Below are 5,281 nucleotides of genomic sequence, written 5' to 3'. Positions count from 1 at the left end.
GATTCCCTCTGGTTTGGTTGGATACGTCCTGCCAGATTAAGGAAACTCAGTGAACCAAGAATCCCTCGCTTTTAGCGACGGGAGTGTCAATTTCGTTGATACAGTCCTGCTGGCGAGCGAGTGGAAGGAACCACTCCAGACACAGAGGACACAAAGAATAAGAGAGCATCCTTGAGAGTGGAGAATCATTTATCGGTGAAAAGGGACTCTTGCCAGTGGGCAAAAATTAAGTTAATCTTCTCTCAAGCGTCGGTTAACTAAAGGGGAAACCACCATATTTATTGATAATTATATCTATAGTTTCCATAATTGCGATCGATTCTCCCAAAATGGAGATAATTTGTTGATAATGTTCTAGGTCATCGTAGCTAAGGTGGCGACCTTTGCGGTCTTTTAGCCACTTCTGACACACTTGATAACCGCCGATATAAAAGTTCCAAATTTGCGGCGGAATCCCCGCAAAATACTGGTCAGAATTAATCGAAATTTGTTGTTTATTTTCGTCATATTTCACCTGTTCAACTAGATTAGAACCCGCCACGGGATAGCTACTAATTTCTTTTCCTGTCCCTTTCATCAGGTGTAACTGCACTAATCTGTCACCTTTTTTGACTAATTCCCAGAATAATTCTTTATCACTGGCGAGAGGAACACGAGGAAAGTCTATTTTTAAAAATTCGGCGTAACGTTGGCGATATTGGGGAGAGTGAAAGACGGCATAAATATAGTTAAAAATGTCTTCCGGTCCAAAGGTTTTCTTTTCGTCTCCTTTGCCATCACTGATAAATTCTAAGTCAAGTTTTGCGGAAAGTTTCTTAATAAATTCTGGCGCTAGATTGGGACGGCGACCATTTGGCGAGTTGGTTGGTTCTGTTTCAAATAAAGTTGGGGTATTGGTTGGGTAAAGATAAAGGGGGAAAAGATAAGCTGAACCTTTATTGCTGACAGTTACCCGATTATCAATTACATAATCAGTGGCAATAGCATGATTAAAAATAGATTCAGCAACTTGTCTAGTTGTAATCAAACCTAAATTATCATCAATCATATTATTCATAACTTCTTGCTTAGGTCGATCTACTAATTCCTGATGCTGAAAATATTTTCGGATGTCAAAGGGACGATATAAACAATTGATTATTTTTTCTTTCCAATAGTTATCTTTAGCAAGAGTTTTCCTTTTTTCTCTTAGATTCCAATCTTTTCTATCATATTCTCCATAAATAGATTGAAAATCAATTTCAGAAATATCTAAGTTTCTAAAATCATTGACACGTTTTTCTAAATTATCTATATCTATATCAAAAACTAATTCATCTCGGTGGGTTTTAATTCCAGTTGAATTAACTGGCATAATTTCAGTAATTTTCCAAAATTGATCGTATTCCGACCGCAGATTAATATTCTGAGGTTTAAATAGATAAAAAGGAGAATCAGGTTGTAATTCTTGCCAAGAAGTAGAACAAAGATCATTTTCCTCTAACCAGTGATACTTACCACCGACAATAACTTGATTCTCAATCATCTCTCTTTTGCCCCATAAATCAGCATGATAAATTTTAGCTAAATTTGAAGAACCATTGTGATATTTAATAAAAATACCAATAGCTACACCTTGCTGAATATCAAACACATTTTGATCGGTTGAACCGTCGGGACAGATTTCTTTTTTCTTACTGTTGCCGTGTAAATCGAGTATATAAATGTCATCAAAAGTTTTTAATAAGCTTTGACGCATTCCTCGAAAAGTTAGATTATCTAAATAGCTGTGATTAGTTATAAATGCAAAAACTCCGTAACCAGTGGATGACAATCGATACTGAGCAAAACGAATAAATTTTACATAATCATCAAGTAATAATTTAGAGTTACTCTCGCCTAATGGTTTTCCATCTAATTGATAATAATCTCTGACCAAATCTATAATCCACGGATCAGTATTCTCTGAAACCGCAGAATAGGGTGGATTGCCTAAAATCACCATGACTGGCATTTCTTGCTTAACATCTTTTGCTGCGGCTGCTTCATCGCGAATACGATTTAAAAAACCATCAGCAGGGGGAATTTGAAAAGCTTCCTGTAGGGTGTTGGTGAGATAGATTCCTAAGCGTTCATCGGCACTAAAATCATAGCCTAATTCCTGAAGTTGTAAACCTAACTTCATGTGTGCTACGGTGTAGGGAGCCATCAGTAACTCAAACCCAAAGAGACGCGGTAATAGATGTTTACTAACATAACTTGACCACATCCCTTTTTGTTGACGAAAACTCTCATAGATATAATCGATAACAGAGTGTAAAAAAGTGCCGGTTCCCACAGCAGGATCCAGAATTAAAACTTGGTGAACTTCCTGAGTTTCTTGGCTATTATTAGGATTTTTAATAGTAATTTTTTTGGCATCGGCCAAACCTTTAGGAATCTGAAACTTATTTTTCAGAATATAGTCCACACTGCGAACCATGTAAGAAACCACGGGTTCAGGAGTATAATAAACCCCCCTAGACTCACGCATTTTACTATCGTATTCGGCTAAAAAAGTCTCATAAAAGTGAACTACAGGGTCCTCCTTGCGGGTGCGTTTTCCAAAGCTGCCCAGAATCCCCTCCATGTCCGTTTGTTGTAAAATAGTGGCTAGAGTATCCACGGCCCAAGTAATCCGCTCATCTAATTCTGTACCAGCAATTTGATGAAAAATTCCCCGCAAAAAAGGGTTAGTTTTTGGCAGTCGAAATCCTGCCGTTTCCCGGGAAAAAGAACTGATTTGATCCGTATTACAGCGTGCCGCAAATAAACCATAACAAATTGTTTGTGCATACATATCGGCAAACTGCGCTTCGTTGAGATCACTAATTAAAACTCGTTGAAAAGATTGCAATTGTTGCCGCAGCATTCCCCCGCAATCTTGATCTTTTAAAGCTTGTGCGATCGCATCCCGAATTAACTGCGCTAAAGCGGCCATTTTTTTCGCTAATTCTCGCGGTGTTGTTATCTGAATAACTTTCGAGAGAAAAAATTGGCAGAACATTTGTTCTACTTGCAAAATACCCTGGGAATCAGGTTTAATTTGCTTTTTTTGATTAAGAGTTGCCACGGAAGCTGATAGACGCAATTCTCCCGATACATACCAACGAAATTCTAAATGATCGGTGATAATTAAGTTACCCAAAGCCTGTAAATAACGTTTTATTTGGGGAGTATTTTCAACCTTTTTGAGAGAAGTTCCGATATCTTTTGCTTCCAGATGACCAATTTCTACCATACCCTGATTAATCACAAAATCCGGAGCGCCACAAGCAATCCTTTTCGGTTCATTGAGAGCTTGTAGGTTATTATTTAGGGATTCAATTAATTTTTTTAAAGCAGGACGATAACTGTGTTCTGTGGCGTTACCCTGTTGATAAATGCCAGTGATTTCCTCTAGATATTTTGGCAGTGAATTAGTCATTATCGGTGCAGCCTATAAACGTTCTTCTATAGATAAAATATAACCTCATTTGCTTTCAATGTCCCCTGAGATGCGCTCATTCTACTTTATGGGTGCATCTGACATTTGCAGAAATACCGACAATCAGCAATTATCAGTGATTCTTAAATTATCACAGATATATCAGCAGCCGCCTGTAAGCATCCCACCGAAAAGCTAATGCGCGGGGGGTTTGGGGGGTAGAACCCCCCAAAAGCTTGGATTGACTAATAAAATCGGAAGTAATGCCCGATTTTATCAGAGAGTTTTCCCGTAAAAATCCCAACTTGCTAGATTTACAAAAATGAGATGTACCCTACTTTATCCCTATCCTCAAGGATACCAAAATTAGCTAAAATGAGATAATCGATAGGCGATAATCTCATCCCAACAACTTCACCAAAATATTAACGATGGTCAAAGTGTCATCTCCCTTATCTCTAGAGCATCTCTATCATGTTCCCACCTATACTATAGCCGATACTGCGCGCTATCTCCATATTCCTTTACCCACTCTGAGAACCTGGGTAAAGGGACGCACCTACCCCACCAAAAAAGGACAAAAAGAGTTTTTACCCCTCATTCAACGACCTAATCCGAATATTCCCCAACTTTCCTTTACTAACTTAGTGGAAGCGCACGTTTTAAGAGTTATTCGCACCGTTCATAACATCCCTCTCGATAAAGTTAGACTTACCCTAGACTATATTAGTGAACAATTTAACACCGATCATCCTCTAGTTCAAAAACAATTTAGTACCGATGGAATTGACCTTTTCATCGAACAATTTGAACATTTAATTAATGCCTCCCGTTCGGGACAATTAGCGATGAAACAAGTCTTAAATAATCTCTTAACTCGTATTGAATGGGATGAACAAGATATCGCCACACGGCTTTTTCCCACTATCAACCTAAAGGGGGAAGACTTCACTGATAAAGTCCTCATGATAGACCCGAATATTTCCTTCGGAAAACCCACTATCAAAGGAACAGGAATTCCCACTAAAATTGTCACAGAACTTTATGATGCGGGGGACTCTATAGAAGATATTGCCAATGATTATAATTGTCAACCTTGGCAAATTGAAAAAGCGATTTTATTCGAGTCCAATTGGCAAGCAGCATGACCTATCAATACACCTATTTTATAGACCGCGCTTTAGGAAAGTCTATCGGTGAAGCTTTGCAAGAAATAGGGGTTAAGATTGAATTTCATCATGCTCATTTTGCCCCAGATGCACCAGATACGCAGTGGCTACCTATTGTTAGTCAAAGAGGATGGATAGTATTAACTAAAGATGTAAACATTGGTAGAAATATTTTAGAAGTTCAACAGATAGCCCGTTATCAGGCTCAAGTATTTGTTCTAGTTTCTGGTAACTTACCTCGTCAAACAATGGTTAATATTTTTGTGGAAACAATCGATAAAATCGAGAGAATAACCCAAGGTAATCAAGCTCCTTTTATCGCAAAAATATACCAAAATTGTCAAGTTAAATTGTGAAAAAATAAAAATGAATTAACCAGAATGCTAGAAACTATTTAAAACTTATTAAAATAGTTTCTATTCAGTAACAAATTACAACTAAATTTGTTGACAATATTCTCACCATTACCTTTGATGCAATTGTCGAAATTGTCTGAGCAGTGAACCAGTTTAATCAACTTCTTAATCCCCCCACTTGCTGTTAAATTTATTCCCGTTCACTTCACCCAGGGGAAGGGGGTAGGGCTGTTTCATTCTCCCATCAGAATATCAAAAGTAAAAGCGATCACTGTCTTTGTAAAATGAGAAGTGACCGCCAACTTTTAAAA

3 protein-coding genes are annotated in these 5,281 nt (G+C 37.8%); 2 read left to right on the top strand and 1 reads right to left on the bottom strand.

The annotated features are described in order from the left end of the window. Window positions 1–253: 253 nt before the first annotated feature. Window positions 254–3,445 carry a type ISP restriction/modification enzyme gene (locus tag BGL89_RS00030; RefSeq protein ID WP_286823564.1) on the bottom strand — a complete coding sequence of 1,064 codons (3,192 nt, stop codon included), beginning with the start codon at window positions 3,443–3,445 and terminating at the stop codon, window positions 254–256. Window positions 3,446–3,876: 431 nt separating this feature from the next. Here BGL89_RS00030 and BGL89_RS00025 point away from each other — a divergent pair, with 431 nt between their 5' ends. Both BGL89_RS00025 and BGL89_RS00020 read left to right on the top strand, forming a co-directional pair. Then, the gene (locus BGL89_RS00025) at window positions 3,877–4,593 is read left to right on the top strand and encodes a DUF433 domain-containing protein (RefSeq protein ID WP_286823562.1); all 717 of its coding nucleotides are present in this window, start codon (window positions 3,877–3,879) and stop codon (window positions 4,591–4,593) included. Continuing rightward, window positions 4,590–4,970: a PIN-like domain-containing protein gene (locus BGL89_RS00020; protein WP_286823560.1), complete on the top strand. Its 381-nt coding sequence runs from the start codon at window positions 4,590–4,592 to the stop codon at window positions 4,968–4,970. Before BGL89_RS00025 ends, BGL89_RS00020 begins: the two co-directional genes overlap by 4 nt. The last annotated feature ends 311 nt before the right edge of the window (window positions 4,971–5,281 follow it).

The organism is Microcystis sp. LSC13-02, assembly GCA_002282935.1.
Lineage (GTDB): Bacteria > Cyanobacteriota > Cyanobacteriia > Cyanobacteriales > Microcystaceae > Microcystis.
Note: the sequence above shows the minus strand (reverse complement) of the source record. Positions and strands in the feature narration are given on the sequence as shown.